Source organism: Ewingella americana ATCC 33852, from assembly GCF_000735345.1.
GTDB classification, from domain to species: domain Bacteria; phylum Pseudomonadota; class Gammaproteobacteria; order Enterobacterales; family Enterobacteriaceae; genus Ewingella; species Ewingella americana.
Genome location: NZ_JMPJ01000067.1, coordinates 72,500 through 98,905, shown reverse-complemented (window position 1 = coordinate 98,905; position 26,406 = coordinate 72,500). Strand labels below are relative to the sequence as shown.

At 55.3% G+C, this 26,406-nt stretch carries 22 protein-coding genes; 15 read left to right on the top strand and 7 right to left on the bottom strand.

The window, feature by feature from the left end:
• Positions 1-9: 9 nt before the first annotated feature.
• From atpA to phoU, 11 genes are all read left to right on the top strand, one after another.
• Positions 10-1,551: a F0F1 ATP synthase subunit alpha gene (atpA, locus tag GEAM_RS18290; RefSeq protein ID WP_034794361.1), complete on the top strand. Its 1,542-nt coding sequence runs from the start codon at positions 10-12 to the stop codon at positions 1,549-1,551.
• Positions 1,552-1,621: 70 nt separating this feature from the next.
• On the top strand, positions 1,622-2,485 hold the full coding sequence (atpG, locus tag GEAM_RS18285) for a F0F1 ATP synthase subunit gamma (RefSeq protein WP_034794358.1): 864 nt from the start codon (positions 1,622-1,624) through the stop codon (positions 2,483-2,485).
• A 32-nt stretch (positions 2,486-2,517) separates the two neighbouring features.
• Entirely contained in the window at positions 2,518-3,900 is a 1,383-nt protein-coding gene (atpD, locus tag GEAM_RS18280; RefSeq protein WP_034794356.1) for a F0F1 ATP synthase subunit beta, read from the top strand.
• Between the two features lie 27 nt (positions 3,901-3,927).
• Positions 3,928-4,350 carry a F0F1 ATP synthase subunit epsilon gene (locus GEAM_RS18275; RefSeq protein ID WP_034794353.1) on the top strand — a complete coding sequence of 141 codons (423 nt, stop codon included), beginning with the start codon at positions 3,928-3,930 and terminating at the stop codon, positions 4,348-4,350.
• Positions 4,351-4,638: 288 nt separating this feature from the next.
• Positions 4,639-6,009, top strand: coding sequence for a bifunctional UDP-N-acetylglucosamine diphosphorylase/glucosamine-1-phosphate N-acetyltransferase GlmU (glmU, locus tag GEAM_RS18270; protein WP_034794351.1), 1,371 nt, complete (start codon positions 4,639-4,641; stop codon positions 6,007-6,009).
• A gap of 220 nt (positions 6,010-6,229) precedes the next feature.
• Positions 6,230-8,059: a glutamine--fructose-6-phosphate transaminase (isomerizing) gene (gene glmS / locus GEAM_RS18265; RefSeq protein WP_034794348.1), complete on the top strand. Its 1,830-nt coding sequence runs from the start codon at positions 6,230-6,232 to the stop codon at positions 8,057-8,059.
• Between the two features lie 353 nt (positions 8,060-8,412).
• A complete protein-coding gene (gene pstS, locus GEAM_RS18260; RefSeq protein ID WP_034794345.1) occupies positions 8,413-9,453 on the top strand; it encodes a phosphate ABC transporter substrate-binding protein PstS in 1,041 nt (346 codons plus the stop codon).
• 134 nt (positions 9,454-9,587) lie between these two features.
• A complete protein-coding gene (gene pstC / locus GEAM_RS18255; protein ID WP_034794342.1) occupies positions 9,588-10,544 on the top strand; it encodes a phosphate ABC transporter permease PstC in 957 nt (318 codons plus the stop codon).
• Positions 10,545-11,432 carry a phosphate ABC transporter permease PstA gene (gene pstA, locus GEAM_RS18250; protein ID WP_034794340.1) on the top strand — a complete coding sequence of 296 codons (888 nt, stop codon included), beginning with the start codon at positions 10,545-10,547 and terminating at the stop codon, positions 11,430-11,432.
• A gap of 109 nt (positions 11,433-11,541) precedes the next feature.
• Entirely contained in the window at positions 11,542-12,309 is a 768-nt protein-coding gene (gene pstB, locus GEAM_RS18245) for a phosphate ABC transporter ATP-binding protein PstB (protein ID WP_017490418.1), read from the top strand.
• Between the two features lie 10 nt (positions 12,310-12,319).
• Positions 12,320-13,054, top strand: a complete 735-nt coding sequence (gene phoU, locus GEAM_RS18240; protein WP_034794334.1) for a phosphate signaling complex protein PhoU — start codon at positions 12,320-12,322, stop codon at positions 13,052-13,054.
• A 64-nt stretch (positions 13,055-13,118) separates the two neighbouring features.
• Here phoU and yieH read toward each other — a convergent pair whose 3' ends face one another.
• A complete protein-coding gene (gene yieH / locus GEAM_RS18235) occupies positions 13,119-13,820 on the bottom strand; it encodes a 6-phosphogluconate phosphatase (RefSeq protein ID WP_051899571.1) in 702 nt (233 codons plus the stop codon).
• A gap of 187 nt (positions 13,821-14,007) precedes the next feature.
• Here yieH and GEAM_RS18230 point away from each other — a divergent pair, with 187 nt between their 5' ends.
• The gene (locus tag GEAM_RS18230; protein ID WP_034794331.1) at positions 14,008-15,345 is read left to right on the top strand and encodes an NCS2 family permease; all 1,338 of its coding nucleotides are present in this window, start codon (positions 14,008-14,010) and stop codon (positions 15,343-15,345) included.
• Between the two features lie 74 nt (positions 15,346-15,419).
• On the opposite strand, the gene GEAM_RS18225 is transcribed toward GEAM_RS18230, so the two are convergent.
• Together GEAM_RS18225 and GEAM_RS18220 are read right to left on the bottom strand one after the other, a co-directional pair.
• The gene (locus GEAM_RS18225) at positions 15,420-15,992 is read right to left on the bottom strand and encodes an NADPH-dependent FMN reductase (protein WP_034794329.1); all 573 of its coding nucleotides are present in this window, start codon (positions 15,990-15,992) and stop codon (positions 15,420-15,422) included.
• A gap of 104 nt (positions 15,993-16,096) precedes the next feature.
• Positions 16,097-16,822 carry a 4'-phosphopantetheinyl transferase family protein gene (locus GEAM_RS18220; RefSeq protein WP_034794328.1) on the bottom strand — a complete coding sequence of 242 codons (726 nt, stop codon included), beginning with the start codon at positions 16,820-16,822 and terminating at the stop codon, positions 16,097-16,099.
• A 323-nt stretch (positions 16,823-17,145) separates the two neighbouring features.
• Here GEAM_RS18220 and GEAM_RS18215 point away from each other — a divergent pair, with 323 nt between their 5' ends.
• Both GEAM_RS18215 and GEAM_RS18210 read left to right on the top strand, forming a co-directional pair.
• Complete coding sequence (locus GEAM_RS18215) at positions 17,146-19,041, top strand: methyl-accepting chemotaxis protein (RefSeq protein ID WP_034794327.1); 1,896 nt, start codon at positions 17,146-17,148, stop codon at positions 19,039-19,041.
• A gap of 177 nt (positions 19,042-19,218) precedes the next feature.
• Entirely contained in the window at positions 19,219-20,505 is a 1,287-nt protein-coding gene (locus GEAM_RS18210; RefSeq protein ID WP_167333541.1) for a cytochrome c, read from the top strand.
• Between the two features lie 319 nt (positions 20,506-20,824).
• Here GEAM_RS18210 and GEAM_RS18205 read toward each other — a convergent pair whose 3' ends face one another.
• From GEAM_RS18205 to GEAM_RS18190, 4 genes are read right to left on the bottom strand one after another with little or no spacing between them, the layout of a single operon-like run.
• Positions 20,825-22,270 carry an NAD-dependent succinate-semialdehyde dehydrogenase gene (locus GEAM_RS18205; RefSeq protein WP_034794326.1) on the bottom strand — a complete coding sequence of 482 codons (1,446 nt, stop codon included), beginning with the start codon at positions 22,268-22,270 and terminating at the stop codon, positions 20,825-20,827.
• Positions 22,267-23,310: an aldo/keto reductase gene (locus GEAM_RS18200; RefSeq protein WP_034794324.1), complete on the bottom strand. Its 1,044-nt coding sequence runs from the start codon at positions 23,308-23,310 to the stop codon at positions 22,267-22,269. The genes GEAM_RS18205 and GEAM_RS18200 overlap by 4 nt, the downstream gene beginning before the upstream one ends.
• Before the next feature lie 10 nt (positions 23,311-23,320).
• Positions 23,321-23,824, bottom strand: a complete 504-nt coding sequence (fae, locus tag GEAM_RS18195) for a formaldehyde-activating enzyme (RefSeq protein ID WP_128124611.1) — start codon at positions 23,822-23,824, stop codon at positions 23,321-23,323.
• A gap of 26 nt (positions 23,825-23,850) precedes the next feature.
• Positions 23,851-25,212 (bottom strand): MFS transporter, encoded by a 1,362-nt coding sequence (locus GEAM_RS18190; RefSeq protein ID WP_034794322.1) that lies wholly within the window; start codon positions 25,210-25,212, stop codon positions 23,851-23,853.
• Positions 25,213-25,454: 242 nt separating this feature from the next.
• On the opposite strand from GEAM_RS18190, the gene GEAM_RS18185 reads away from it, so the two are divergent.
• Entirely contained in the window at positions 25,455-26,372 is a 918-nt protein-coding gene (locus GEAM_RS18185) for a LysR substrate-binding domain-containing protein (protein ID WP_051899569.1), read from the top strand.
• Positions 26,373-26,406: the final 34 nt, after the last annotated feature.

The window sequence follows — 26,406 nt, the reverse complement described above, 5'->3', positions numbered from 1 at the left end:
GACTGGAGCATGCAACTGAATTCCACCGAAATCAGCGAACTGATCAAGCAGCGCATTGCTCAGTTCAATGTGGTGAGCGAAGCTCACAATGAAGGTACTATCGTTTCCGTCAGTGACGGGATCATCCGCGTGCACGGCTTAGCCGATGTCATGCAAGGCGAAATGATTGCGTTGCCGGGTAACCGTTACGCTATCGCCCTGAACCTGGAGCGCGACTCTGTAGGTGCCGTTGTAATGGGCCCTTACGCTGACCTCGCCGAAGGTATGAAAGTTAAATGTACTGGCCGTATCCTGGAAGTTCCAGTTGGCCGTGGCCTGCTGGGTCGCGTTGTTAACACCCTGGGTGCGCCAATCGACGGTAAAGGTCCGGTAGAACACGACGGCTTCTCAGCTGTTGAAGCTATCGCACCAGGCGTTATCGAACGTCAATCCGTAGACCAACCTGTGCAGACAGGCTACAAATCCGTTGATGCCATGATCCCAATCGGTCGTGGTCAGCGTGAATTGGTCATCGGTGACCGTCAAACCGGTAAAACTGCTCTGGCAATTGATGCGATCATCAACCAGCGCGATTCCGGCATCAAATGTATCTATGTGGCTATCGGCCAGAAAGCGTCCACCATTTCTAACGTGGTTCGTAAACTGGAAGAGCACGGCGCACTGGAAAACACCATCGTTGTTGTTGCGACTGCATCAGAATCTGCTGCACTGCAATATCTGGCACCGTACTCCGGTTGCGCAATGGGTGAATACTTCCGTGACCGCGGTGAAGACGCACTGATCGTTTATGATGACCTGTCTAAACAGGCTGTTGCTTACCGTCAGATTTCCCTGCTGCTTCGTCGTCCACCAGGTCGTGAAGCTTACCCAGGCGACGTTTTCTATCTCCACTCCCGTCTGCTGGAGCGTGCTGCGCGTGTTAACGCCGAGTACGTTGAAGCATTCACCAAGGGTGAAGTGAAAGGCAAAACTGGTTCCCTGACTGCGCTTCCAATCATCGAAACGCAAGCGGGCGACGTTTCAGCGTTCGTTCCAACCAACGTAATCTCGATTACTGATGGTCAGATCTTCCTGGAATCAAACCTGTTCAACGCCGGTATCCGTCCTGCGGTAAACCCAGGGATTTCCGTATCCCGTGTTGGTGGTGCAGCTCAGACCAAGATCATGAAGAAACTGTCCGGTGGTATTCGTACCGCGTTGGCACAGTATCGTGAACTGGCTGCGTTCTCCCAGTTTGCATCCGATCTGGATGAAGCAACGCGTAAACAGTTGAACCACGGTCAGAAAGTGACTGAATTGCTGAAACAGAAACAGTACGCGCCGATGTCAATCGTAGCGCAGTCACTGATTATCTTCGCAGCAGAACGTGGTTACCTGGAAGACGTTGAATTGTCTAAAGTCGGTAGCTTTGAAGCTGCGCTGTTGGCTTACGCTGACCGCGAGCACGCAGAGCTTCTGCAACAAATCAACCAAACTGGTGCGTACAACGATGAGATCGAGGGGAAATTCAAAAATATCCTCGATACCTTCAAAGCAACCCAGTCCTGGTAACACTAAGCGGCCCTGCTGCCCTGCTTTAGCAGACCAGCAGCAGGCCGTTTGGTAATGAGGAGAAGCAGAGATGGCCGGCGGAAAAGAGATACGTAGTAAGATCAGCAGCGTGCAAAACACGCAAAAGATCACTAAAGCGATGGAGATGGTCGCCGCCTCCAAAATGCGTAAAACGCAGGATCGCATGGCGGCCAGCCGTCCTTATGCAGAAACCATTCGTGAAGTGATCGGTCACCTCGCGTTAGGTAATCTGGAATATAAGCACCCGTACCTGGATGAGCGTGAAATTAAGCGCGTTGGGTATCTGGTGGTGTCTACCGACCGTGGTCTTTGTGGCGGCTTGAACATTAACTTGTTCAAAAAACTGCTGGCAGAGATGAAAGGCTGGTCCGAGAAAGGCGTTGAGGTTGACTTAGCCCTGATCGGTTCCAAAGCAGCCTCTTTCTTCGGTTCCGTAGGTGGCAACGTTGTTGCTCAAGTGACTGGCATGGGGGATAACCCTTCTCTGTCAGAACTTATCGGACCGGTAAAAGTGATGTTGCAGGCTTACGATGAAGGTCGTTTAGACAAGTTATGCGTTGTTAGCAACAAATTCGTCAATACCATGTCTCAGGAACCACGCATCGTTCAGCTGTTGCCTCTGCCTCCGGCAGAAGATGGCGAACTGGCGAAGAAATCCTGGGATTACCTGTATGAGCCAGATCCTAAAGCACTGCTGGATACCCTCCTGCGTCGCTATGTGGAATCTCAGGTTTATCAGGGCGTCGTAGAAAACCTGGCCAGCGAACAGGCCGCGCGAATGGTAGCGATGAAAGCCGCAACCGATAACGGCGGCAGCCTGATCAAAGAGCTGCAGTTGGTATACAACAAAGCTCGTCAGGCCAGCATCACTCAGGAACTCACCGAGATCGTCGGGGGAGCCTCCGCGGTTTAAGCTAGGTTTACGAATTACGTAGAGGATTCAAGATGGCTACTGGAAAGATTATCCAGGTAATCGGCGCCGTGGTGGACGTCGAGTTCCCTCAGGATGCAGTACCGAACGTGTACAATGCTCTTGAGGTAGAAAACGGTGCCTCCAAACTGGTTCTGGAAGTTCAGCAACAGTTAGGCGGCGGCGTTGTTCGTTGTATCGCAATGGGTACCTCAGACGGCCTTCGTCGCGGTCTGAAAGTGAACAACCTGGAACACCCAATTGAAGTTCCGGTTGGTAAAGCGACTCTGGGTCGTATCATGAACGTATTGGGTGAACCAATCGACATGAAAGGTGAAATCGGCGAAGAAGAACGTCGTGCAATTCACCGTCCAGCGCCTTCTTATGAAGAGCTGGCTAACTCCCAAGAATTGCTGGAAACCGGTATCAAAGTTATGGACCTGATGTGTCCGTTCGCTAAGGGCGGTAAAGTCGGTCTGTTCGGTGGTGCGGGTGTTGGTAAAACTGTAAACATGATGGAGCTGATCCGTAACATCGCGATCGAGCACTCCGGTTACTCAGTGTTTGCAGGCGTGGGTGAGCGTACTCGTGAGGGTAACGACTTCTACCACGAAATGACTGACTCCAACGTTATCGACAAAGTTTCCCTGGTCTATGGTCAGATGAATGAGCCACCAGGTAACCGTCTGCGCGTTGCACTGACCGGCCTGACCATGGCGGAGAAATTCCGTGATGAAGGTCGTGACGTACTGCTGTTCGTTGACAACATTTACCGTTACACCCTGGCAGGTACCGAAGTGTCCGCACTTCTGGGCCGTATGCCATCGGCGGTAGGTTATCAGCCAACGCTGGCGGAAGAGATGGGTGCTCTGCAAGAGCGTATCACCTCTACCAAAAGTGGTTCTATCACCTCCGTTCAGGCCGTTTACGTTCCTGCGGATGACTTGACTGACCCATCTCCAGCCACCACCTTCGCCCACTTGGATGCGACCGTGGTACTGAGCCGTCAGATCGCGTCACTGGGTATCTACCCAGCGGTTGACCCACTGGATTCTACCAGCCGTCAGCTGGATCCACTGGTTGTTGGTCAGGAACACTATGATGTGGCTCGTGGCGTGCAGTCTATTCTGCAACGTTACCAGGAACTGAAAGACATCATCGCGATTCTGGGTATGGACGAGCTGTCAGAAGACGACAAGCTGGTTGTATCCCGTGCGCGTAAGATTCAGCGCTTCCTGTCCCAGCCGTTCTTCGTGGCCGAAGTCTTCACCGGTTCTCCGGGCAAGTTCGTATCGCTGAAAGATACCATCCGTGGTTTCAAAGGCATTATGGACGGCGACTACGATCACCTGCCGGAACAAGCGTTCTACATGGTTGGCACCATTGAAGAAGCAGTGGAAAAAGCCAAGAAACTGTAACGCTAGCTTGTTGTGAGAGAGGATGACATGGCTGAAAAAGCTTACCATCTGGATGTTGTCAGTGCGGAAAAGAGAATGTTTTCTGGCATGGTACAAAAGATCCAGGTGACGGGTAGCGAAGGCGAACTGGGTATTTTCCCGGGGCATGCTCCGCTGCTCACCGCCATCAAGCCTGGTATGGTGCGCATTGTTAAAGAACACGGTGAAGAAGAGTATATCTATCTCTCGGGTGGCATCCTTGAGGTGCAACCGAGCGCAACGACCGTGTTGGCTGACACTGCAATCCGTGGGCAAGACCTCGACGAAGCGCGAGCGCTTGAAGCTAAGCGTAAAGCGGAAGAACACATCAGTGGTTCTCACGGCGACGTCGACTACGCTCAGGCGTCTGCGGAACTGGCTAAAGCGATCGCGAAACTTCGCGTAATCGAATTGACCAGAAAAGCGATGTAACAACATCAGTTGAAAAGGCGACCTTCGGGTCGCTTTTTTTTGGCTATCTTTTTTTTGGGCAATAAATAAGGGCAATTTTGCATCTTATTCTTATGACAACGCCCGGCATTAAATGGAATACTAATGCGTAAAGCAGCCACTTTAATCGTCGATTTCCATAGTATTGGCTATACAATGCTCAGGCCTTGCGGGCTGCGGCTTGTAGGCATTTTTCAAAGCGAAATATGTAGTAATTCTGTTACTTAACAGGTTACTTTTGTCCCTCAAATTGGATTTGTCAGGTTACCTATGTCTAACAGCGCATTGAGTGTTGTGATCCTTGCCGCAGGCAAGGGGACTCGCATGTACTCCAACCTTCCTAAAGTTCTTCATCCTCTGGCTGGTAAGCCGATGGTTCAGCACGTTATCGATGCTGCGACCCGTTTAGGTGCCAATAATGTTCATCTGGTTTATGGCCACGGTGGCGATTTGCTGAAACAGTCGCTGGCCGAAGAGGGGCTGAACTGGGTACTTCAAGCCGAGCAGCTGGGCACCGGGCATGCAATGCAGCAAGCCGCGCCGCACTTTGCCGATGATGAAAACGTGTTGATGCTGTATGGCGATGTCCCGCTGATTTCTGTTGAAACGCTGGATAAGCTGCTGAAAGCCAAACCGGAAGGTGGCATTGGTTTACTTACCGTGGTGCTGGATGATCCAACGGGCTATGGCCGCATCGTGCGTGAAAATGGCACGGTAACGGGCATCGTTGAGCAGAAAGACTCCAACGCCGAACAGTTGAAAATCAAAGAAATTAATACCGGTATTCTGGTGGCTGACGGCGCATCGTTCAAACGCTGGCTGGGGCAACTCAATAACAATAATGCTCAGGGCGAATATTACATCACCGACATTATTGCCATGGCCCATGCCGAAGGGCATCAGATTGCCACGGTTCACCCAGCGCGTAATAGCGAAGTTGATGGCGTCAACAACCGCCTTCAGCTCTCCCGCCTTGAGCGCGTTTACCAGAGTGAGCAGGCCGAGCGCCTGTTGCTGGCGGGCGTGATGCTGTTAGATCCATCGCGCTTCGATTTGCGCGGCGAGCTGTCGCACGGCATTGACGTGCAGATCGACGCCAACGTGATCATTGAAGGCAACGTTAAGCTTGGCGATCGCGTGAAAATCGGCGCGAGCTGCGTGCTGAAGAACTGCGTGATTGGCGATGACTGCGAAATCAGCCCGTACAGCGTGTTCGAAAACGCCGTGTTGGAAGCTGAATGTACCGTGGGGCCATTCGCCCGTCTTCGTCCGGGTGCCGAGCTGGCGCAGGGCGCGCACGTCGGTAACTTCGTCGAAATCAAAAAAGCGCGACTGGGCAAAGGCTCGAAGGCCGGTCACCTCTCTTATCTTGGCGACGCTGAGATTGGCGACAACGTGAATATTGGCGCGGGTACCATTACCTGCAACTACGACGGCGTGAACAAGTTTAAAACGGTGATTGGCAACGACGTCTTTGTTGGCTCAGACACCCAGCTGGTGGCGCCGGTTAGCGTTGGCAACAACGTGACTATCGCCGCAGGCACCACGGTGACTCGCGACGTGCCAGAAAACGGTTTGGTTATCAGCCGCGTACAGCAGGTGCATAAGCCTGACTGGCAACGTCCGGTGAAGAAGAAGTAACGCGTTTAACCGCTATAGTTAATTCAGAAAGGCACGTTTCGGCGTGTTTTTCTGATACCAGAGTTGTGTTTTGGTCTGTGTTTTCTCGGGAAATGCAGACCAAAACATAATAATCCCCAACTTCTACAAGGCTCGGGGAACCCGGAAAAAATCCGGATATCAATCAGGTCAGGCGACAAAAATAAGGTCTGTGAACAGGCTTTAAATAGGAATAAAACTGATGTGTGGAATTGTTGGCGCAGTAGCGCAACGTGATATTGCTGAAATTCTGTTAGAAGGTTTACGCCGCCTCGAGTATCGCGGTTATGACTCAGCGGGTCTGGCAGTGGTCGATGCCGATGGCAAGCTGAACCGTCTGCGTCGCGTAGGTAAAGTGCAAATGCTGGCTGATGCTCTGGCGGAAACGCCTCTGAGCGGCGGCACCGGTATTGCGCACACCCGCTGGGCGACCCATGGCGAGCCTTCTGAAGCGAATGCCCACCCGCATGTGTCTGATTATATTGCGGTAGTGCATAACGGTATTATCGAAAACCACGAACCTCTGCGTGCTCTGTTAATTGAACGCGGTTATCGCTTTGATTCTGAAACAGATACTGAAGTTATTGCTCACTTGGTTCATTGGGAGCAATTGCAGGGCGGTACGCTGCTGGAAGTGGTTCAGCGCGTTATTCCTCAACTGCGTGGCGCTTATGGCACCGTGGTGATGGACCGTCGCGATCCGTCCGTGCTGGTAGCCGCGCGCTCTGGTAGCCCGCTGGTGATTGGTCTGGGCGTGGGTGAAAACTTCATCGCGTCTGACCAGCTTGCCCTGCTGCCTGTGACTCGCCGCTTTATGTTCCTTGAAGAAGGCGACGTGGCAGAAATTACCCGCCGCGCGGTTAACGTCTTTGACAGCAAGGGCCACGCGGTAAGTCGCGCAGAAATCGAATCTAATGTGCAGTATGACGCCGGTGATAAAGGTGTATTCCGCCACTACATGCAAAAAGAGATCTACGAGCAGCCTCTGGCGATTAAAAACACGCTGGAAGGCCGTTTCAGCCACGGTCAGGTGAATCTGAGCGAGCTGGGCGAAAAAGCCGACGAGATCTTGTCTCGCGTGCAGCATGTGCAGATCATTGCCTGTGGTACTTCTTACAATTCCGGCATGGTGGCGCGCTACTGGTTTGAATCTCTGGCCGGTATGCCTTGCGATGTCGAAATCGCCTCTGAATTCCGCTACCGCAAATCCGCCGTGCGCCCGAACAGCCTGATCATCACCCTGTCGCAATCCGGCGAGACGGCCGACACGCTGGCAGCGCTGCGCCTGTCCAAAGAGCTGGGTTATCTGGGCTCGCTGGCCGTGTGTAACGTGGCGGGTTCTTCTTTGGTTCGTGAGTCTGACTTGGCGCTAATGACCAAAGCTGGCACCGAAATCGGCGTGGCATCGACCAAAGCTTTCACCACCCAGTTGACCGTTCTGCTGATGCTGGTGGCGCGCATGGGCCGCCTGAAAGGGATGGACGCACAGGTCGAGCACGACATCGTTCACGCGTTGCAGGCATTACCTGCGCGTATCGAACAGATGCTGTCGCTGGATAAAACCATCGAAACACTGGCTGAAGGTTTCTCTGACAAGCATCACGCCCTGTTCTTGGGCCGTGGCGACCAATATCCAATCGCGATGGAAGGTGCGCTGAAGCTGAAAGAGATCTCTTATATTCACGCTGAAGCTTATGCTGCGGGTGAGTTGAAACACGGCCCGCTGGCGCTGATTGATGCGGATATGCCGGTTATCGTGGTGGCACCTAACAACGAATTGCTGGAAAAGCTGAAGTCGAACATTGAAGAAGTGCGTGCGCGCGGCGGCTTGTTGTACGTCTTCGCCGATCAAGATGCGGGTTTCACCGACTCAGACGGCATGAAGATTATCCAACTGCCACACGTCGAAGAAATTGTCGCCCCCATTTTCTACACCGTGCCGTTACAGCTGCTTTCCTACTATGTTGCACTGATCAAAGGTACCGACGTCGATCAGCCACGTAATCTAGCGAAGTCTGTCACCGTCGAATAAATACCCTTCATCCTTCGCGCTGTCTCGGTGTTGGCTGCCTGCACTCACCCCGGTCACTTACTGATGTAAGCTCCCGGGGTTCATTCAGTTGCCGCCTTGATACAACGTGAATGATTTAGGGTATTACTGTTATGTGACAGCTTAAGCCGACCTCCGGGTCGGCTTTTTACTCTTCAAATCTCCAGAACTTGCCCGCATCGGCTATTTTGTGACCTTTGTCATAAAACTGTCATATAACGTACATTTTACTGTCACCAAACTGTCCTATTTTCCTCCTGTGCCAAACACTTTAAGTAGCCTCGAGCTGGGTCGAACCCAAGATCGAACAAATAAGAAACCACTAGGAGTGGAACATGAAATTGATGCGTAACACCGTCGCCGGTATTGTGGCAGCGACTTTCTCCCTCACAGCAATGTCTGCTTTCGCTGCTAGTAACTTGACTGGCGCTGGCGGCACCTTCCCTGCACCTGTATATGCCAAATGGGCTGATGCTTACCAAAAAGCCACTGGCAACCAGGTTAACTATCAGGGTATCGGCTCTTCCGGCGGCGTTAAGCAAATCATCGCTAAAACTGTCGACTTCGGTGCATCTGATGCGCCAATGAAAGAAGAAGATCTGCAAAAGAACGGTCTGTTCCAATTCCCAACCGTGATCGGTGGCGTGGTACTGGCTGTTAACATCCCGGGCATCAAATCTGGTCAGTTGACGCTGGATGGCGCAACGCTGGGTGATATCTATCTGGGCAAAATCAAAAAATGGAATGACGCGGCAATCACTAAGCTGAACCCAGGCGTGAAACTGCCAGACACCAACATCGCGGTCGTGCGCCGTGCTGACGGTTCAGGTACCTCTTTCGTGTTCACCAGCTACCTGACTAAAGTTAGCTCTGAGTGGAAAGACAAGATTGGCGCAGGTTCAACGGTAAACTGGCCTGTCGGTCTGGGCGGCAAGGGTAACGACGGCGTTGCCGCTTTCGTTCAACGTCTGCCGGGCTCAATCGGTTATGTTGAATACGCTTACGCTAAACAAAACAATCTGGCATACACCAAGCTGGTGGATGCAGACGGCAAGTCAATCAGCCCAACTGAAGCTTCTTTCAGCGCGGCAGCTAAAGGCGCTGACTGGAAGAAAACCTTCGCTCAGGACCTGACTAACCAGAAAGGCGACAACGCGTGGCCAATCAGCTCTACCACCTTCATTCTGGTTTACAAAGAGCAGGCTAACGCAGCCAACGGCGCTGAAGTGCTGAAGTTCTTTGACTGGTCTTACAAAAACGGCGGCAAGCTGACTACTGATTTGGATTACGCCACTCTGCCAGAATCTGTTGTTGAACAAGTTCGCGCAGCATGGAAATCCAATATCAAAGACAGCAGCGGTAAAGCTCTTTACTAATCAATCATCTTTAAGTTGTCTCGGCGTTGGTCGCCTTGATGGAACTTAAATGATTTTGAGTTAGAGTACAGGTCTTCTGCCTCATTCCCTCTCCGTCCGGAGAGGGAATTAAATCTGAACAAGAAGAGAGTGGTATGGCTGAATACAAGCCGTCTATCAAAGCACCAAGTAAAAACGGTGACATCATCTTCGGCGCGCTAGTTAAGCTGGCAGCGCTGATTGTGCTATTGCTGCTGGGCGGTATTATCGTCTCGCTGTTTATTGCCTCATTACCAAGCATCGAGAAATTTGGTTTCTCTTTCCTGTGGTCGAAAACCTGGGACGCCCCGAACGAACAATTCGGCGCACTGGTGCCAATTTACGGCACGGTTGTTACCTCGATTATTGCCTTGCTGATTGCCGTTCCGGTCAGCTTTGGTATCGCACTGTTCCTCACCGAGCTGGCACCTAACTGGTTGCGCCGCCCGCTGGGGATCGCGATTGAACTGCTGGCGGCTATCCCCAGTATTGTTTACGGCATGTGGGGCCTGTTTATCTTCGCGCCGCTGTTTGCCACCTATTTCCAGGCTCCGGTTGGCGAAGTCCTTTCCGGCATTCCCATCGTCGGTGCCCTGTTCGCAGGTCCGGGCTTTGGTATCGGTATTCTGGCCGCGGGCGTTATCCTCGCCATCATGATCATCCCTTATATCGCCTCCGTAATGCGCGACGTGTTTGAGCAGACGCCGGTGATGATGAAAGAGTCCGCGTACGGCATCGGCTGTACCACGTGGGAAGTTATCTGGCGCATCGTGCTGCCTTTCACCAAAAACGGCGTTATCGGCGGCATCATGCTGGGCCTTGGCCGCGCGCTGGGTGAAACCATGGCGGTGACCTTTATCATCGGTAACACCTACCAGCTCGACAGCGCCTCGCTGTATATGCCGGGCAACAGTATTACCTCCGCGTTGGCGAATGAGTTTGCCGAAGCCGAAGCTGGCCTGCACACCTCGGCGCTGATGGAACTCGGTCTGATTCTGTTTGTTATCACCTTCATCGTTCTGGCCTTGTCCAAAGTGATGATTCTGCGTCTTGCTAAGAAAGAGGGCCGCTAAATGACCACGATGGAAATGCAAAGCAACGAAGCTTTATTACAGTCACGCCGTAAACGTCAGGCGTGGCGCCGTCAGAAGAACCGCGTTGCCCTGCTGTTGTCGATGGCAACCATGGCCTTCGGCCTGTTCTGGCTGGTGTGGATCTTATTCACCACCGTAGTGAAAGGTGTCGACGGCATGTCCTTGGCGCTGTTCACCGAAAACACCCCTCCGCCAAACACCGCGGGTGGTGGTTTGGCTAACGCCATCGCCGGTAGCGGCCTGCTGATCCTGTGGGCGACCGTGATTGGTACCCCGCTCGGCGTGATGGCGGGTGTTTATCTGGCTGAATATGGCCGTAAATCGCCGCTGGCTGAAGTGATTCGCTTCATCAATGACATTCTGCTCTCCGCGCCTTCAATCGTGGTCGGCCTGTTCGTTTACACCATTGTGGTGGCGAAAATGGGTCACTTCTCCGGTTGGGCTGGCGTACTTGCACTGGCATTGCTGCAAATACCTATTGTTATCCGTACCACGGAAAACATGCTCAAACTGGTGCCGGACAGCCTGCGTGAAGCGGCTTACGCGCTGGGGACGCCAAAGTGGAAGATGATTTCTGCCATTACGCTGAAAGCGTCGGTGTCGGGCATCATGACCGGTATCCTGCTGGCGATTGCCCGTATTGCCGGTGAAACCGCGCCGCTGCTGTTTACGTCGCTCTCCAACCAGTTCTGGAGCACCGACATGATGCAGCCGATTGCCAACTTGCCAGTGACCATCTTCAAATTCGCGATGAGTCCGTTTAGCGAGTGGCAAGAGCTGGCTTGGGCAGGTGTGTTGCTGATCACCGTCTGCGTCCTGCTGCTGAACATCCTGGCGCGTGTGATTTTCGCCAAGAAGAAACAGTAAGTTAGAGCAAAATTACATTTATTGAGGGTGGCTCCGGCCGCCATCACAGTTACCCGGCGTCGCAGCTGCGGCGCGCGAAAGATAAAAGAGAGATGTCTTAATGAGTCGAATGACTGACGCATCCAACAGCAAAATCCAGGTTCGCGACCTGAACTTTTATTACGGCAAATTCCATGCGCTGAAAAATATCTCCCTGGATATCGCCAAGAATGAAGTCACCGCCTTTATCGGCCCGTCCGGCTGCGGTAAATCGACTCTGCTGCGTACCTTCAACAAAATGTACCAGCTCTACCCAGAACAGCGCGCGGAAGGTGAGATCCTGCTCGACGGCGAAAACATTCTGGTAGATAAGCAGGACATCGCGCTGCTGCGCGCCAAAGTCGGCATGGTATTCCAGAAGCCAACGCCATTCCCGATGTCGATTTATGACAACATCGCCTTCGGCGTTCGCCTGTTTGAGAAGCTGTCTCGCACCGACATGGACGAGCGCGTTCAGTGGGCATTGACCAAAGCCGCGCTGTGGAACGAATCCAAAGATAAACTGCATCAGAGCGGCTACAGCCTGTCTGGTGGTCAGCAACAGCGTCTGTGTATTGCGCGCGGTATCGCGATTCGCCCTGACGTGCTGCTGCTCGATGAGCCCTGCTCGGCGCTGGACCCTATCTCTACCGGCCGCATTGAAGAGCTGATCACCGAGCTGAAATCGGACTACACCGTGGTTATCGTGACGCACAACATGCAGCAGGCTGCGCGTTGTTCTGACCGCACGGCGTTCATGTATTTAGGTGAATTGATTGAATACAGCGACACCGACTCGCTGTTCACGTCACCGGCGCGCAAACAAACTGAAGACTACATCACTGGCCGTTACGGTTGAGGTAAGAAAAATGGATAACCTGAACTTAAATAAACACATTTCCGGCCAGTTCAATGCAGAGCTTGAGCACATCCGTACTCAGGTGCTGGCGATGGGCGGTCTGGTTGAGCAACAACTGACTGACGCCATTACCGCCATGCACAATCAGGATGGCGAGTTGGCTCAGCAGGTCATCAAAGGCGATGACAAAGTTAACATGATGGAAGTGGCTATCGACGAAGCTTGCGTGCGCATTATCGCGAAACGCCAGCCGACCGCCAGCGATTTACGTTTGGTGATGGCGATCATCAAAACCATTTCCGAGCTGGAACGCATTGGTGACGTGGCGGATAAAATCTGCCGCACGGCGCTGGAGAAGTTCTCCCATCTGCATCAGCCGCTGCTAGTCAGTCTGGAGTCTCTGGGCCGCCACACTGTGCAGATGCTGCATGACGTGCTGGACGCCTTTGCCCGTATGGATCTCGACGAAGCGGTGCGTATTTATCGCGAAGACAAGAAAGTCGATCAGGAATACGAAGGCATTGTGCGTCAGTTAATGACTTACATGATGGAAGATCCGCGCACCATTCCAAGCGTGCTGACCGCGCTGTTCTGCGCCCGTTCTATCGAGCGTATCGGTGACCGTTGCCAGAACATCTGCGAGTTCATCTTCTACTTCGTGAAAGGTCAGGATTTCCGTCACGTGGGCGGCGACGCGCTGGACAAGCTGCTGACTGACAGCAAAAAAGAGAAGAAAGAAGACTAACAGCTTCTCTTTCTGCTAACCCAATGAAAAGGCCCCATCGCGGGGCCTTTTGCTTTTCTGCTTTCTAGCGCGCCGTGATGGCGTATCCCTTGGCGTGCCACAGCGCAGGCAGTTCGCGCATATCATAGAAAGTGGTCACCAGCGGGTTGTCGAGAGGCGGGTTGTGCGGGTCGGCGCAGTAGTAAAACACCGGAATTCCGGCGGCGATCCCCGCCTGCGCGCCAGCCACCGAGTCTTCCACCAGAATGCAGCGTTTGATGTCCACCTGCATCACTTCGGCGGCTTTATACAGCACCGCCGGGTCCGGCTTCCAGCGCTGCAAGTCGTAGCCGCTGAACAGGTTATCGCCCATAAACGGCAGCAAGCCGGTTTTGCCGAGTGAAAGCTGCATCTTGCTCACCGGGCCGTTAGAAACCACGCACATTGGCACCTGAATCTGCTCTAACAGCTGGTGTACGCCGTCGATGGCCGTCAGCTTGCTATCAAACAGCCGCGCCACGTGCTGGCGGAAAACCACTTCCATCTCTTCCTTCGGCACATCCAGCCCGTGCTGTTTATTGATGATGGCGATGATTTCGTACAGTTTGACGCCTTTGTAGGTCTTGTACATCTCGTCAAAAGAGACGGTGACGCCAAAGTGGGCGAACATCTCCACGTAGGCTTCGCAGCACAGCAGTTCGCTGTCCACCAGCGTGCCGTCACAGTCAAAAAGCACGCAGTCGATCGGCGACGCGTGAGAGTTGGCAATATTTTGGCTTACGGACATATTTCCTCCGGCAGGGATTTTTGTCATGGCATCATGAATTTAAGATCTTTGACCTCAACTTTATCCTGTACGCGACAAAATGTGCTGCTTTTCGTGCCAGAAAAAATCCTACCGAGTGGCATCCAAAAAGCACTTTTTGGGGTAGGATAGCCGTCGACTGTTTTTTCCCTTCTTCGGAACCCACTCAATGAGTAAACCACAAAGCAATGTCTCCAGCGGACAGGGCCTGTTCGAACGTCTGTTTAAACTGACGCAGCACGGCACTTCCGTTCGCACTGAAACTATCGCCGGGCTGACGACGTTCCTGACCATGGTCTATATCGTGTTCGTGAACCCGCAGATCCTTGGCGTGGCCGGTATGGATAAACAAGCTGTGTTCGTGACAACCTGCCTGATTGCAGCATTCGGCAGCATCCTGATGGGGCTGGTGGCGAACTTGCCGGTGGCGCTGGCACCTGCGATGGGGCTGAACGCGTTCTTCGCCTTTGTCGTGGTTGGCGCGATGGGCATTTCATGGCAGATCGGCATGGGTGCTATTTTCTGGGGCGCAATCGGTTTCCTTTTGCTGACCATTTTCCGCATCCGTTACTGGATGATTGCCAATATCCCGGCCAGCCTGAGGATTGGTATCACGGCCGGTATCGGGCTGTTTATCGGCATGATGGGGCTGAAAAACGCCGGCATTATTGTGCCGAACCCGGACACCATCGTGACTATCGGCAACCTGACCTCGCACAACGTGCTGCTGGGAGCCTTGGGCTTCTTCATCATTGCCGTGCTGGCTTCGCGTAACATCCACGCCGCCGTGCTGGTGTCTATCGTGGTGACGACGGTGATCGGTCTTATTATCGGCGACGTACATTTCACCGGCTTCTTCTCCATGCCGCCGAGTGTCACCTCTGTGGTTGGCCAAGTTGACCTGAAAAACTCGTTAAACATCGGGCTGGCGGGGGTTATCTTCTCCTTCATGCTGGTGAACCTGTTTGACTCATCAGGCACCCTGATTGGCGTGACGGACAAAGCCGGGCTGACCGATGCGCAAGGCAAATTCCCGCAGATGAAGCAGGCGCTGTACGTCGACAGCATCAGCTCCGTTGCCGGGGCTTTTGTCGGCACCTCTTCCGTGACGGCTTACATCGAAAGCTCCTCCGGCGTCTCCGTGGGTGGCCGCACCGGCCTGACTGCGGTGGTCACCGGTATCCTGTTCCTGCTGGTGATTTTCCTCTCTCCGCTGGCGGGAATGGTGCCAGCCTATGCTGCCGCCGGTGCGCTGATTTACGTCGGCGTGCTGATGACCTCAAGCTTGGCGCGCGTGACATGGGATGACCTCACCGAGGCTGTCCCGGCTTTCGTCACCGCCGTCATGATGCCGTTCAGCTTCTCCATCACCGAAGGTATCGCCTTAGGCTTTATCTCCTACGTGGTGATGAAAGTCGGCACCGGCCGCTGGAAAGAGATCAGCCCGTGCGTAGTGGTTGTCGCGCTGCTGTTCGTACTGAAAATTGTGTTTGTCGATAGCCACTAATCCCTGCGTCGACGCATAAAAAAACGGCCCGTCATGTGAGTGACGGGCCGTTTGTCTTTGGTTTTCCGCTGGCGCTATTTTGCCGTGACGCGACGCGTGAAGTCGGCGAAGGCATTGAGCTGGCCGGTGAGGAAATCCAGCGTGCCTTGCTCAATCACTTCGCCCGTCTGCTCATCCACTTTGTTCTGGATCACGCCGCCCATAAACTCAGGACGGTTCATCACCTGCGCGTCGAGGAACACCAAAATCTGGCGCAGGTGATATTGGCAGCGCGCGCCGCCAATCGGCCCCATTGAGCTGGTCTGGATCAGCACCGGTTTGCCTGCGATGGGCTGGTTTGGCAGACGCGACAGCCAGTCGATAGCATTCTTCAACCCACCCGGTACCGAGTAGTTATACTCCGGCGTCACGATGATCAGGCCATCAGCCTGACGGATCTGCTCGGCAATGGCTTCAATATCCGCCGGGAACCCCTCTTCTTGCTGCACGTCCATGTCATACAGCGGCAGGGTGCCAATCGACGGCAAAGCGTCAATGCTCACGCCGGAAGGGGCGAGTTTAGGAAGTGTTCGCGCGACCATCGCGTTGTACGAGCCTTTGCGCAGACTGCCTAACAGAGTGACAAACTTCAGGGGTTGCGTTGACATGAATGACTCCTGTTATGGGGAATTGCTTGAATGAGCCTCAGGATAAATCTAGACCAGATTGCTGGCGCCGGACAGCATTCGCACGGCGCGTTGGCGGGGAAAAACTACTTCGCCGGAGGCAAGCTGGTGAACTTCATGAAATGCGGCGAGTGGGGCTGCTGTTGAATTGAGAGCGTTTGGGTGCGCGTAAAACCACTTTCGGGGGAATATCGCCAGCACAGCAGGCGGGCAATGGCCGGAGAGTGCGCGCAGGCCCAGGTCAGAGAGCCGTCGATGTCGCTCATCACCTGAGCTTCAGGCGTGATGGCAGAACGCAGGCGGCCCGACGCCGGGTTAAGGCTCAGGCTTTTCTCGCCGTGCTCGGTCAGCCCGGACAGCTTCAGCATGCTTTGGCGAATACACCACAGCTGAAGCGCCGACTCCACCGGGTCGCTTTGCAGCGCGATCCACGTCTGCTCCACGGCGGACAGCTGGGCTTGTTGCTGCGAATTAATTAACGCGCTGCGGGCGTGGATCACTTCCAAATCCAGCCCAACCTTGCCTTCGCTGCTCAACATCACCCCCACCGTGGTTCCGGCGTAAGCCAGACTGAAATCAGGCAGGTTTTGCGACTCAAAGCTCGGGCGGCCGCTAGGCAGGGTAATGATCGCGGGCAGTTCGGTAATGCCATACAGGTAAAACATCATTTCGGCCAGCAGCACGCGGCCACTGAGAAAACGTTTACGCTGCTTTTCGGAAAGGCTTCTGGCCGATAAAAGTACGTTTGGGGGAAGGCGGTGAGTATCCGGCTCAGGCTCCGCTGCAACCCATTTAGCAAAATGGCACGCCATTGTTCACTCCATGATTAATGGTTCGGCTTATTTTCTATTAAGAAAGGAAGGATAACATTAAGAGAAATCATTAAAAACTGCTTAAAAACCGCCTTTAATCGCATTTTCACTGCTTAAAAATGCGCTTACCACTCCCTAAAGGTGAGCGTTGTCACGTAATTAACCTATTTATAACAAATTTCGCTGCCCGAAGGATGTTCTGGTGTGCTGAGGACGAAACTGACTTACAAGATATATCTGCTAACAGCACATAAAGAAACGCCAGAAAATGCCGTTAGTACTTAAGCAGCGCTCTCGCTGCTTTGCCTGTGAGTACCGCGAAAATGTTAAAAACAACGCAATCACGCTTTATCGCCTTGATCAGCTTATTTTTTATTGTGCTGGTTATCGTTACGCTTATCGTCATCCAGGTGTTTATCTCTCCTAAATTGAAACAGGCTGAAAGCACGCAAGTCGCCAATCAGGTTGACGATATTGCCGTGGCTATCAACGATCGCCTGAATAAAGTTGAGTCGCAGGTTCGAAGCATTACCCAGAGCGTGGCGCAGATGGACAGCGCCTCCATCGACAAACTTCTGCCGCCATTAGTGGATCAGTATGGCGACAGCGCGGTGTTCGGCGGCGGTATTTGGCCTCTGCCCAACAAGCGCGACCCGGCCAAAGTGAAGTTCAGCACCTTCTTTGCCCGCAACGGCAGCAATGAGCTGACGGAAAACACCTTCTGGAACAGCGCGGAGTCGCCTAACTACTTCGAGCAGTCGTGGTACGTCGGGGCGTTGAAAGGTGAAAAGGGCCAGTGTGTCTGGGCTCCGGCCTATTTTGACGATGCCAGCACCCAGCCGCGCACCAACTGTGCGATGGCGATTTACAAAGGCGCTGACCAGTGGGGCGTGGCGACCATCGACGTCACGCTGGGCTTCTTCAATCAGCTGGTGGCTGATATGGAGAAAAAGGTCCACGGCACGATTTATATCGTCCAGCAGGATGGCACCATTGTTGGCACCAGCCACAGTGGCGATGAAAAGCTGCCGAAGCTGACTTCGCTGGGTGACCAGTCTGCATTGGCCGGGCAGATCAGAAAAAGCCTCGACCAGATTAAAGACAGCAGCAATCTGGTGTCGGATTATGACAATGACGGCACCGGCCACACCCTGTTTATGAGCCGCATTCAGGGGCCGTGGTATATCGCCACCGACATGCCAACCAGCCAGCTGTTGCAGCGCACCCATAGCATTCTGGCCAGCCTCGGTCTGGTGCAGATCCCGATGGTTCTGCTGCTGTTGATTGTACTGATCGCCGGCATCAAGCTGTTTATGCGCCAACTCGCCGCGCTGAATCGCAACATCAGCCAGCTTTCGGCCGGTGGTGCGGACTTGACCCAGCGCCTGCCAAAAAGCAGTAGCCCTGAGTTCAACGCGGTGAATAGCAGCTTCAACAACTTCCTCGACTTCCTCCAGTCGCTGCTTAAGCAGGTGGGCGACAGCTCGCTGGCGATTGCCTCGGCGTCGAGGCAGATTGCCAGCGGTAACCTAGATCTCTCGGCGCGAACCGAGGAGCAGGCCAGCTCGATTGAAGAGACGGCGGCCTCGATGGAAGAGCTGACCAGCACGGTGAAACAGAACGCGGGCAACGCGGAAAGTGCCAACCAGCTGGCGCGCGATGCCTCCAACGTCGCCGAGAAAGGCACGCGGGTGGTGCGCCAAGTGGTGGACACCATGGGGTCTATCACTCACTCGTCGAAGAAAATCGTCGACATCATCAGCGTGATTGACGGCATTGCCTTCCAGACCAACATTCTGGCACTCAATGCCGCGGTAGAAGCCGCGCGCGCGGGTGAACAGGGGCGTGGATTCGCGGTGGTAGCCTCCGAAGTGCGCAGTCTGGCGCAGCGTTCCGCCACTTCGGCCCGTGAGATCAAAAAGCTGATTGAGGATTCGGTGGCGGATATCACCTCCGGCAGCCAGTTGGTCGCCACGGCGGGCAGCACCATGGATGAGCTGATGACCGGGGTGAACAACGTTGCCACGCTGATGAATGAAATCATGTCTTCCAGCCAAGAGCAGAGTCTGGGCATTGAGCAGGTGAATGTGGCGATCACCCAACTTGATAACACCACTCAGCAAAACGCCGCGCTGGTGGAGCAGGTGTCCGCCGCCGCGCAGGCTATGCAGGAGCAAACCCTGCAACTGGAAACCGTGGTGTCGGGCTTCAAACTCTAATTTTTACCTGACTTTCCCCCAAGCCCGGCCCGTGCGCCGGGCTTTTTTCATGCTCAAAATCAGCCATAAACCCTTGGTTACGATCTGGCCTTAATTCGTGGCGTGAATTGAGTGATTTTTCGCCCCGCTCGGCGGCATAATGTCAGCCTTTCATTGTGACCCAAAGTAACCCTCCGGATGACGCGAAAAATAACCATAAAGTCTTACGGGCTGTGGCTCGCCATGGCAATCAACGGGCTGGTGCAGACTGCCCATGCCGACAGCGACGTGGCCGCGCAGATTAAACATGGCGAGTATCTGGCGCGCGCCGGGGATTGTGCCGCCTGCCACACCGCGCCGGGCGGCAAGCCTTTTGCCGGTGGCTTGAAGATGATGACGCCGGTGGGTGCCATCTATGCCAGCAATATCACGCCGGACAAACTGACCGGCATTGGGAGTTACAGCGAGCAGGATTTCAGCCGGGCGCTGCGTCAAGGCATTGCCCAAGACGGCCACCATTTGTATCCGGCGATGCCTTACCCTTCATTCAATAAAATCACCGACAGCGATACCCGCGACCTCTACCTCTACTTCACCCAGCAGGTCGTGCCGGTGGCACAAACCAACCGGCCGAGCGACATCCCTTTCCCGCTCAACATTCGCTGGCCGCTGGCGGTGTGGAATCAAGTATTTTTGCAACAGAAGCCTTACTACTCCGACCCGAAACAGACCGCCAACTGGAACCGTGGAGCCTATCTGGTTCAAGGGTTGGGGCACTGTGGCAGCTGCCATACGCCACGCGGCGTCGGCTTCCAAGAGAAAGCTTTGGATAACGGCAATCGCGCCTATCTCTCCGGCGGCACCTTGGACGGCTGGCATGCGCCAAACCTGCGCGGCGACGCCACCACCGGGCTGGGGCAGTGGACCGAGGGCGATATCACCCAGTTCTTGCAGCAGGGCCACACGCCGCGAAGCACCGCCTTTGGCTCGATGGTCGAGGTGGTGCAGGACAGCACGCAATACCTGACCGACGCCGACCGGCAGGCTATTGCCGTGTATCTCAAATCGCTGCCTGCCGACGGTCAATTCAGGGTTCAGGTGAATAACAGCGCCACCGCGCAGGCGCTGGAGAAAGGCGACCTCGCCGCCACGGGCGCGCAGCTCTATATGGATAACTGCGCCGACTGCCACTTAGCCAGCGGGCAGGGCGAAAAGAACAAATATCCGCAGCTGGCGCAAAACCCGGTGGTGGTCAGCGCCGATCCGTCATCAATGATCAATATCGTGCTGCGCGGCGCGCACTCGCCGGTCACCGTCACCTCCGGCAAAGGGGCGAAAATGCCCGCCTTCGCCGACCGACTGGAAGATCAAGAAGTCGCCGACGTCGTGAACTTCATCCGCAACGGCTGGGGAAATCAGGCCGAAAGGGTCAGCGCCGCACAGGTTAAAGCCATGCGTAAGCTGACCGAGCCTGATAAGGGCTAACTTTGCAGAGGTTCTGCCGCCAGTGTTTGCATACGACGTAAACGCTGGTGGTAGCACTGGAGCGTGGTTTGGACGTCTGAATTAATTTATTTAAATACAATGAATTAAATTGATTAGGGTTCAGAAAAGAACTTTTAAGGCCAGCGTAAATATCAAATAGCTCATATCTGACACTTACAGTACTCCGTGGCTCTTAAGTGAGCTTTATAGGTTTTATTTTCTCGAAAAGGCTCATAAATAGACTTTTTAAAGGCTGAAATGCAGAAACCCGCGTCACCAGAGTGAGCGCGGGTTTCTGTTTTTATTGAGATGAAGTGAGTTACAGCAGTCCGCCCAGATTGACGTATTTGGTTTCCAGATACTCCTCCAGCCCGCAGTCCGAGCCTTCGCGGCCCAGTCCTGACTCTTTTACGCCGCCGAAGGGCGCGACTTCGGTGGAAATAATCCCTTCGTTGATGCCCACCATGCCGCTCTCAAGGGCCGCCGTAACGCGGAATGCTCGCGCCAAGTCGCGCGTGTAGAGATAGGCCGCCAGCCCGAACGGCGTGGCGTTGGCGCGTTCGATCACTTCTTGCTCCTCGCTGAATCGGAAGCAGGCGGCTAGCGGGCCGAAGGTCTCTTCGCGGGCTAGCAGCATGGTTTCTTTGGCATCCGCCAGCACCGTGGGTTGGAAGAAAGAGGCACCCAGCGCGTGGCGTTCACCGCCGCACATCAGCCGCGCGCCGTGTTGCAACGCGTCTTTGACATGCGCTTCCACCTTCTCGACGGCTTTGCCGTGAATCAGCGGACCCTGCTGCGCGCCGTCGGTCATGCCCGGCGCGACTTTCAGGCTGCTCGCCGCTTCGGCCAGTTTTTCCACAAAACGCTCATAAATGCCGTCTTGCACATAAAAACGGTTCACGCAGACGCAGGTTTGGCCGCTATTGCGGAATTTTGCCGCCATGGCTCCGGCGACGGCGGCATCAAGGTCGGCATCGTCAAACACGATAAAGGGCGCGTTGCCACCCAGTTCAAGAGAGAGCTTTTTCACCGTGTCGGCGGCCTGACGCATCAACAATTTGCCGGTTGGCGTCGAGCCGGTGAAGGAGATTTTGCGCACCAGCGGGCTGGCCATTAGCGCGCTGCCAATGGCGGGAGTGTCGCCCGTGACGGCATTGATCACTCCCGGTGGCACGCCAGCCTGCTCCGCCAACACAATCAGCGCGAAGGCCGAGAGCGGCGTTTCATTGGCCGGTTTGATGACGGCGGTACAGCCCGCAGCCAGCGCCGGGCCTAGCTTGCGGGTGAGCATCGCCAGCGGGAAGTTCCACGGGGTGATGGCCGCCACCACGCCAACCGGCTCTTTAAAAGTGAGAATTTGATTGCCAGCTTTTGGCGAAGGGATGGTCTTGCCGTTGGCGCGCTTGGCCTCTTCGGCAAACCACTCAATAAAGCTGGCGGCATAGGCGACTTCGCCACTGGCCTCGGCCAGCACTTTGCCCTGCTCGGTCACCATCAGCTCCGCCAACTCGGCCTGATGCGCCATGATCAGCGAAAACCAGCGTTGCAGGATTTGCGCCCGCGCCTTGGCGGTCTGCGCTCGCCATGCAGGCAGCGCGGCGGCGGCAGAGGCAATCGCAGCTTCGGTTTCTGCTGTGCCAGCGTTAGCGACTTCTGCCACGACGGCCTCGGTCGCCGGGTTGATCACCGGGTAGCGGGAGGCCGACTCGCGCCATTGGCCGTCGTAGTACCAGCCGGTGCGCAGCAGGGCGTCATAAGCACTCATGCAATATTCCTTGTGGTTAAGTTATCCATAAATAAGCCATTTGCCGCCCGGCTTTCGCGCGCGATGCGTTTCCCCGCGGTGTAATCGTTGATCACGTCGCACGGCGTGTAATTGCGCTCCAGCTCGTAACGCTCGTCGGCGCTGATGGGGGTATCGAGCGCGGCGATGGCGCTGTCGATTTGCTGCACCGAATCCGCGCCAACCAGCATGCAGTCCACGCCCGGATGGCTGAGCACCCACGCCTGAGCAATTTGCGCCGGAGGCAGTTCACGCAGCTGCGCGACGTGGCTGACCGACTGGGCGACATTGCGCGAGGTGCCGTCGGCGTACATTTCTTGGGTGAAGAAGTCGGTCTGGTTGCGCACTGAGTTGAAGTCGCAGCTCAGCAGGCCGCGCGCCAGCGGGCTGAAGACTGACACGCCCAGCCCCTGATCGCGGCAGAAGGGGATCATCTCGCGCTCTTCTTCGCGGTAGGCGCAGTTGAGCTGAAGCTGCATGTTGATTGGCTTGGCGTAGCCGTTGCGCTCGCAGCACCAGAGGATTTTCGCCAACTGCCAAGTGTACATGGTGGAGACGCCGACATAGCGCGCTTTGCCGCTGCGCACGATGTCGTTCATTGCCGCCCACGTCTCTTCAATCGGCGTGTTGACGTCGAAATAGTGCAGCATGTAGATGTCGACATAATCGGTGCCGAGGCGTTTCAGGCTGGCGTCGATGCTTTCCATAATGTGTTTACGCGAGTGGCCCTGATTGTTAAACCCGGCCCCAATCGGGTAGCCGACTTTGGTGGTCAGCACCAGCTCGTCGCGATTGGCGATGCGGCTGAGAACTCGGCCCACCACCTCTTCACCCGCGCCGCTGGAGTAGAAGTCAGCAAGGTCGATAAAGTTAATACCGGACTCCAGCGCGTGGCGGATCAGCGGCTCGCTCTGGGCTTCATCGAAGATCCACGGCTTCCACTGTTTGCTTCCCATATTCATGGTGCCGAGGCACAGGCGGGAGACTTTCAGGCCGCTCTGGCCCAGATTGATGTATTCCATGCTCAGCTCCTCAAGCTTTTGGGGTGTAGAACGGGTTGCCCAACTCTGGCAGCGCGTCGGCCAGCTGGCTGCGCTGCGGCAATTTGCCCATCGCGGCGCGAATGGCCTGACGGCAGGCGCGATAGTTGTTGTGGTAAACCTCGTCGATGTCATTGCAGCCGGGGTTCACCCAGTTGGCGGTGACGATGCACCAGTTGTCTTCTGCCTCGGGCGGCAGAGTGCCGTCGAGCAGCGCCTCAGTCACGGCTTTGGCGATCGCGGCTTGGGACGCGCCCCACGTGGCGTTGCCGTGCAGCTCGCCGTTAATCTCGGCTTTGTTGACGTACAGCGTCATTGGCTTGGCCGGAACGTTGGGCTTAATCACCACCATAAAGGGGCAGTGGCCCTGACTCGGCGATGCGAGGCTGCTCGAAAAAGCCTGACCGACCACGCCATTGCGCGGGCCAATCATGATGTTGATGTGCGAGGCGTTGACGCCGTTACCTTCGAAACCTTCTCCGATATACATTTCCACGAGATCTCTCCTATTGAGCATTGGCATTATTTAGCGGGGGCTGGCGCGGGGTGTGCAGCGCGTCGAGCCGAGTCTTGGGCGGCGTCTACCAGACTTAACCCTTTGGTTTCCGGCGCCCAGGCGATAGAGACAATGGCGCCGATGATCAGCACCACCGCAAGCAGTCCGGTGGTGGCAGGCATGCCGTAATGCATGATGGCCAGTGGCAGCAGGCCGGTGCCGATAGCCGAGCCGAGACGGCTCATCGAGGTGGCGAAGCCGACACCCATTGAGCGCACTTCGGTCGGGAAGCTTTCTGCCGGGAAGACTCCGACCAGATTACTGACCGCCGACATCACCAAGGTGAAGGCGGCAAAGAACAGGATCAGCCAGCCGGATTGATGAACCGGAATGATGCTGAGCATCACCAGACAGGCGGCGAGGAAGATAAAGGAGCCAATCAGGAAACCCCGGCGCGAGCAGACCACGGTGAGGGCTATCCCCAGCAGCGCGCCGACAATCAGCAGGCCATTGAGCAGCAGGTCGGTGGTGAAGTTGGTGTCCAGCCCCATCACCTGCAAAATCGACGGCAAGAAGGTGTAGATAGCAAAGTACGGGATCACCAGACAGACGAAGAACAGACTGTTGAAGGCGGTGCGGCGGCGATATTTCGGGCCGAAGAGTGACAGGAAGCGTTGGCGAGAAGCCACTGGCGCTTCGTCGACCAGCAGCACGTTGGGGCCAAAATATTTATGCACGATGGCCATCGCTTGGTCACGCCGCCCCTTGCCCATCAGCCAGCGCGGGGACTCCGGCGTGCCGATACGCATCAGCAGAATGATGAAGGCGGGCAGGGCCGAAGAGGAGAGCAGCCAGCGCCACGCGTCGGGACCCAACATGGTGAGGAAATGCCCGGCAAACCCCGCCGCCACGTAGCCGAACGTCCAGATCACGCTGAAGGAGCCGAGCAGCACGCCGCGATGTTTGCGCGGGGAGAACTCCGCCAGCATGGTGTGGCCGACCGAGAAATCACCGCCAAGGCCGATGCCGACCAGCACGCGCAGCAGGAACAGTTGCTCCGGCGTGGTGGCGAAGAATTGCAGCGCGGAGGCGAGGGTGATCACCACGAAGCTGAAGCAGAAGATCTTCTGGCGGCCGACATAATCGGAGATCCAACCGAGAACCAGACTGCCGAGGAACAGGCCGATCAGGGCTGAACTGCCGAGCATGCCTTCCCAAAAGGGCGTAATGCCCATTTGCGGCTTAATTTGCGCCAGAGCGAAGCCAATCACCCCGAGCACATAGCCGTCGGTGAAGTGAGCGCCGAAGGTCAGCCCGGCGATTTTGATATGGAAACGATTTAACGGCACGTCATCCATTCGAGTGTACTGCTGCGTCAGATGGGACATTGCACGTCCTCCGCTGAGGTGGATGTTGTAGGGTTATTGTAATTTTTATGTTTCTTACGTGTTAACAATGTGGCAGTAAACCCTCCGTTTAAGCGAGTGCGTTTTAGTCATACCCCTCCCTCAAAAACGCATGTGATCGGCTTCCGGTTTTGTAGAAATAGAGGCGACGAGGGCTAGCGTTATGTACCAAATTAGCAACATATAGGTAACGCATAGTTGCATTGTGAGAGGCCAGTCGGATTGTGAGAAAACTCCCATCGCTCAGTATGTTGCGGGTCTTTGAGGAAACGTGTCGGACGCTGAGTTTTAGCAAAGCGGCACAGGCGCTGTGCATTACCCAGAGCGCCGCCAGCCGCCAGACTAAGCAACTGGAGGACTTCCTCGGCAAGCTGCTGTTTGTGCGCAGCTACAGTGGATTGGCTTTGACGCAGGACGCCATGCTGCTGCTGCCTATTGTGCGGCAGTCGCTGGATATTCTTGAGGAAGGGGTGTGCCACATTCAGCTGCGTAACCCGCTACAGCATTTGCGTTTACAGGTCGCGCCTACCTTCGCCACGCGCTGGCTGGCCCCGAGGCTGGTGGCCCTGCGCCAGCGCAATAGCCAGCTGCAAATCGCACTGATCAGCGAAGCACGGCAACAATATTGTGATTTTGACTGCGCGGTGCGTTTTGGCAGCCGGGCGGAAAGCGAAGGGCGCGGAGAGTGGTTGTGCCACGAGCGGCTGATGCTGGTAGCCAGCCCGTTGATGATGATTGGGGGGAATTTCCCGCCAATCGACGCCCAACCGCAGCTGCATATTCTTAATGGCGAAACCCGGCTGGACAACTGGCCACGCTGGCTGGAGGCGGCGGGGCTGTGCGAAAGCAAACTCTCCTGCGGGCTGGAGTTCAGCACTGAAGATCAGGTGATTAACGCCTGCGTCACCGGCGCGGGCTACGCGGTGTTGGACCTGATGATGATCCGCAACGAGCTGCGCAGCGGGCTGCTGGTGCCGGTGTCGGCACTCGACCTTGAGAGCAGCAACGGCTACTGGCTGGAGATCCCCTCCGGAAAGCGCGACTTACCGCGGGTGGGTTACTTCCGCGACTGGTTACAGGCCGAGGTGGATCACTTCTGGTTGAGTGAAAATTTGCCTATACCGGCCATCGCGCAGGCATAAAAAAACCGCATTAACAAAGAGTTAATGCGGTTAG

Coding starts and splice junctions, on each gene's coding strand:
- atpA (WP_034794361.1), top strand. CDS start 10: ATGCAACTGAATTCCACCGAAATCAGCGAACTGATCAAGCAGCGCATT.
- atpG (WP_034794358.1), top strand. CDS start 1,622: ATGGCCGGCGGAAAAGAGATACGTAGTAAGATCAGCAGCGTGCAAAAC.
- atpD (WP_034794356.1), top strand. CDS start 2,518: ATGGCTACTGGAAAGATTATCCAGGTAATCGGCGCCGTGGTGGACGTC.
- GEAM_RS18275 (WP_034794353.1), top strand. CDS start 3,928: ATGGCTGAAAAAGCTTACCATCTGGATGTTGTCAGTGCGGAAAAGAGA.
- glmU (WP_034794351.1), top strand. CDS start 4,639: ATGTCTAACAGCGCATTGAGTGTTGTGATCCTTGCCGCAGGCAAGGGG.
- glmS (WP_034794348.1), top strand. CDS start 6,230: ATGTGTGGAATTGTTGGCGCAGTAGCGCAACGTGATATTGCTGAAATT.
- pstS (WP_034794345.1), top strand. CDS start 8,413: ATGAAATTGATGCGTAACACCGTCGCCGGTATTGTGGCAGCGACTTTC.
- pstC (WP_034794342.1), top strand. CDS start 9,588: ATGGCTGAATACAAGCCGTCTATCAAAGCACCAAGTAAAAACGGTGAC.
- pstA (WP_034794340.1), top strand. CDS start 10,545: ATGACCACGATGGAAATGCAAAGCAACGAAGCTTTATTACAGTCACGC.
- pstB (WP_017490418.1), top strand. CDS start 11,542: ATGACTGACGCATCCAACAGCAAAATCCAGGTTCGCGACCTGAACTTT.
- phoU (WP_034794334.1), top strand. CDS start 12,320: ATGGATAACCTGAACTTAAATAAACACATTTCCGGCCAGTTCAATGCA.
- yieH (WP_051899571.1), bottom strand. CDS start 13,820: ATGTCCGTAAGCCAAAATATTGCCAACTCTCACGCGTCGCCGATCGAC.
- GEAM_RS18230 (WP_034794331.1), top strand. CDS start 14,008: ATGAGTAAACCACAAAGCAATGTCTCCAGCGGACAGGGCCTGTTCGAA.
- GEAM_RS18225 (WP_034794329.1), bottom strand. CDS start 15,992: ATGTCAACGCAACCCCTGAAGTTTGTCACTCTGTTAGGCAGTCTGCGC.
- GEAM_RS18220 (WP_034794328.1), bottom strand. CDS start 16,822: ATGGCGTGCCATTTTGCTAAATGGGTTGCAGCGGAGCCTGAGCCGGAT.
- GEAM_RS18215 (WP_034794327.1), top strand. CDS start 17,146: ATGTTAAAAACAACGCAATCACGCTTTATCGCCTTGATCAGCTTATTT.
- GEAM_RS18210 (WP_167333541.1), top strand. CDS start 19,219: ATGACGCGAAAAATAACCATAAAGTCTTACGGGCTGTGGCTCGCCATG.
- GEAM_RS18205 (WP_034794326.1), bottom strand. CDS start 22,270: ATGAGTGCTTATGACGCCCTGCTGCGCACCGGCTGGTACTACGACGGC.
- GEAM_RS18200 (WP_034794324.1), bottom strand. CDS start 23,310: ATGGAATACATCAATCTGGGCCAGAGCGGCCTGAAAGTCTCCCGCCTG.
- GEAM_RS18190 (WP_034794322.1), bottom strand. CDS start 25,212: ATGTCCCATCTGACGCAGCAGTACACTCGAATGGATGACGTGCCGTTA.